Raw genomic sequence first — 3,074 nt, forward strand, 5'->3', positions numbered from 1 at the left:
GGCGGAGATGTTTTATCACGGTGGCCTGCGTCGCCCCTGTGGTATCTGCTTGCTGGTGGGCTTTGTGTATACCGATGGCGGTGAGCCACTGACAGAAGTGGACGCCATTGCCTTGATGCGCCAGAGCATGACCCGAATGATTGCTATCAGCGACCAGCTGGGCAAGGAAGTGAAAAAGCTGAAGGCGAAGATACCGCCACCGTCTTTGGCAGATCAGATTTATCCGGACAATGAGCGGGGGCCTGGTCGGTCAAAGTATTGCGGTGATTGAAACCGGATTTTTAAAAAGAAAAACATTGAGGGGAATATGAAAAACACAGCCGTCGAAATCCTGACTAAGGGTGCGGAGCATATCAAGCAGCGCTCTGAAACAAGAGATAAGGCCGGATCCGGTGAGAAAACTATGGAGCGGACTATCCGGGCGTTTTATGCCATGTATGGCGTTAACTTAACCGTTGAGCAGGGATGGCAGTTTATGACGCTGCTGAAAATGTCCCGCGCCAGTGCTGGTAAGTTCAATCTTGACGATTATGAGGATGGTGCCGCTTATTTTGCGTTGGCTGGTGAGGCCGCACATGAGCTGGATGTGATGCGCCGTGAAGATCAATCCATGGATTAGGAGCCGCCATGTATCCCACCACAGGTACAGCTCTGCTCTACGCATTCAATGACACTCTGTTTGATGACACCAGTCTGGCCAGCTGGCAGCAGCAGGTTGAAGACAAGTATCCGGAAGAGGCTCCCTATATCAGCTTTGATGCTGTGGAGCAGGCAGTGGGTTACGAACATGGCCGGTTGCGTAAGAAAGACTGGCATACCCAAGCGGGTATGGTTTCGGCTCTGTTGATGGATCAACTGGAACCTGCGGAATACTGGTTACTCCACTGTTTCTATAACTTTGACAATGAGGTGGCTGTTATAAGCCGGGCATGGATGTATTTACGCCCGGAGCTGGTGGACTGTACCGGTATCCGCAAGTCTATCCGTGAGAACAATATCGCTCTGGATTATATGAGCCTGCGAGCCATCAAACCCAAGCTGCTTCAGGCTCAACCCACCTTTGACGGGGCCATGAATCAGCGAACTATTACCGTTCGGCAGTCAGAGGTAAAGCGTCACCTCCACAACTGGAAAGATGACGTGTACCAAAAAGCCGACACCATTCTCAGGCTTAACAAGCTGCTTTGGGAGAACTCATGAATCGCAAACCCTTTATCGTTCAGTACCGCCGTGCGGATGTGGTGTATCCAGAACCCAAGTGGGAGTTCCACAGCAGCCATCAAACCCGGGCGTTGGCGAAGAACGCTATTGAAGATCAGGAGCTTCAACGACCCGGGGTTTATGAAATGCGGATACGGGGGAGGCGGTGACTAATAAAAGTAGCGGGGCGAGCGCAAAAGCTCCAGCATTTGGTGAATACTGCGCTCCTCCATAATCAGTGTCCAAGAAAGCCCGTCAGATTCACCATTTATCTTTTGCTGGGTATGAATTTCATCTAACCGTTCCAGTAAAGGTTTTCTGGCGTCAGCTATATAGTCAGACATGTTTGCCTCCCAAGAATCTACACATAAAAAATCATTGTGACGATCAAGTAGGATAGTAGCGATTTGGAGGGGTGCCACTTTCTCTTTCAGGGTTTATCAGGGCGAGTGATATCAACCATTGAAGCACCAACATACTTGCCAATAGTGGTAACCTGGTAACATAATATATTCATGCTGTGGTTATAGCGTCTGAAATATTGGTTCCCCCGATATCAGCGCTGTAACCTACGGCACCAAACATAGATTTTATCGTTGCGCCCTGGCAGGTTTAACCCGCCGGGGCGTTTTCGTTTCTGCACCCGGTAAACACCATGAACGCTGCTGAAATCATCCGTCATCACGAAGGGTTACGGTTGCGGCCTTACCTGTGCACGTCTAAAAAGCTCACCATCGGTTATGGCCGGAATCTGGAAGACCGTGGTCTCACACGCCAAGAGGCAGACTACCTGCTGGAGAATGATCTGCACGACATACGCCGCCAGCTGGTGGAGCGTATCGATTGCTGGGACCAGCTTTCAGAGGTTCGTCAGGCTGTGTTGATTGATATGGCGTACAACCTCGGTCTGGCTGGGCTGCTGAAGTTCAAGAATACACTGGCCGCTGTCTCTGCTGGACGATACAAAACCGCAGCCTGTGAAATGCTGGATTCTCGTTGGGCTAAGCAGGTTGGCGCAAGAGCTAACCGTCTGGCTGCGATGATGGCGACAAACCGCTGGCCCAAGGATTTTAAGTAATGGATCCAGTCAGCATTATCGGAATTGCTCAGGGTCTTGCCACACTCACCGGCTTTGATAAGAAAGTCAAAGGCTGGATCAGCAGCACCCCGGGCGGGAAGGTTGCACAGCAGGTTGTGCAGATTGCCCAGGACATAACTGGAGCAGCTGAACCTGAAGACGCCCTCAAGAGTTTGCGGGCAAACACTGAGCAACAGGCCGCGTTCATTGAAGCCTGTGCCAAGCGAAAGCACGAACTCAGGAAGCTGCGCTGGGAAGATCGCAAAGACGCCCGGGCAATGTACAAAATCAATGGCAACATGGCTGACCTGATCGCACGCCGTGTTATCACCTGGAACCTGCCGTTTATTGCGTTGCTGGTTGTTGCCAACGTGGTTGTTGCTGTCTGGGTGGAAGACTCAGCCGTGGCTCAGCTACTGGGCAACGTGATTGGATTTGCTATGAGTCAGCTGTGGAAAGAGCGGCAGACAGTAATTGAATTCTTTTTCGGAGCTGGCCTTGGATCAAATGGTGATGTAGATGAGTGAACCCTGGCATATCGACAAGAAAATCAGCATCACTCACGTTATCAGCACAATGATGATCGTGGCATCCCTGTTTGTTTGGGGTGGAGGTATTGAGCGACGCATTGATAGAAACGCTCAGGACATTGAGCAGGTACGCGAGATTCAGAAACGCAACTGGGATGCCAATAGGGAGCAATGGCGCGATACAAAAGACAGCATGAATAAGATGAATTCAAAACTTGATCGGTTGATTGAGCGGCAATAAATGCCAGCAAGACTCAAGCGAGCCT

The 3,074-nt window shown here is 50.8% G+C and carries 8 protein-coding genes; 7 read left to right on the forward strand and 1 reads right to left on the reverse strand.

The window, feature by feature from the left end; genetic code table 11:
- The 4 genes from E1189_RS04970 to E1189_RS04985 all read left to right on the forward strand — a co-directional run.
- Positions 1–271 (forward strand): hypothetical protein (locus E1189_RS04970; RefSeq protein ID WP_196221208.1); only part of this gene is annotated, 271 nt, incomplete at its 5' end.
- A 36-nt stretch (positions 272–307) separates the two neighbouring features.
- Positions 308–619, forward strand: a complete 312-nt coding sequence (locus tag E1189_RS04975) for a DUF6378 domain-containing protein (RefSeq protein ID WP_155158949.1) — start codon at positions 308–310, stop codon at positions 617–619.
- An 8-nt stretch (positions 620–627) separates the two neighbouring features.
- The gene (locus E1189_RS04980) at positions 628–1,200 is read left to right on the forward strand and encodes a hypothetical protein (protein WP_155158950.1); all 573 of its coding nucleotides are present in this window, start codon (positions 628–630) and stop codon (positions 1,198–1,200) included.
- Entirely contained in the window at positions 1,197–1,370 is a 174-nt protein-coding gene (locus tag E1189_RS04985; protein ID WP_155158951.1) for a hypothetical protein, read from the forward strand. The genes E1189_RS04980 and E1189_RS04985 overlap by 4 nt, the downstream gene beginning before the upstream one ends.
- On the opposite strand, the gene E1189_RS04990 is transcribed toward E1189_RS04985, so the two are convergent.
- Complete coding sequence (locus tag E1189_RS04990) at positions 1,371–1,544, reverse strand: hypothetical protein (protein ID WP_155158952.1); 174 nt, start codon at positions 1,542–1,544, stop codon at positions 1,371–1,373.
- Between the two features lie 311 nt (positions 1,545–1,855).
- Here E1189_RS04990 and E1189_RS04995 point away from each other — a divergent pair, with 311 nt between their 5' ends.
- Genes E1189_RS04995 through E1189_RS05005 form a run of 3 tightly spaced genes read left to right on the forward strand, consistent with a single transcriptional unit; the run spans position 1,856 to position 3,049 of the window.
- Positions 1,856–2,278: a glycoside hydrolase family protein gene (locus E1189_RS04995; protein ID WP_155158953.1), complete on the forward strand. Its 423-nt coding sequence runs from the start codon at positions 1,856–1,858 to the stop codon at positions 2,276–2,278.
- A complete protein-coding gene (locus E1189_RS05000; protein ID WP_155158954.1) occupies positions 2,278–2,805 on the forward strand; it encodes a hypothetical protein in 528 nt (175 codons plus the stop codon). Before E1189_RS04995 ends, E1189_RS05000 begins: the two co-directional genes overlap by 1 nt.
- A complete protein-coding gene (locus E1189_RS05005) occupies positions 2,798–3,049 on the forward strand; it encodes a hypothetical protein (RefSeq protein ID WP_155158955.1) in 252 nt (83 codons plus the stop codon). The genes E1189_RS05000 and E1189_RS05005 overlap by 8 nt, the downstream gene beginning before the upstream one ends.
- The last annotated feature ends 25 nt before the right edge of the window (positions 3,050–3,074 follow it).

The organism is Parendozoicomonas verongulae, assembly GCF_009711465.1.
In the GTDB taxonomy this organism is placed as follows: Bacteria; Pseudomonadota; Gammaproteobacteria; order Pseudomonadales; family Endozoicomonadaceae; genus Sansalvadorimonas; species Sansalvadorimonas verongulae.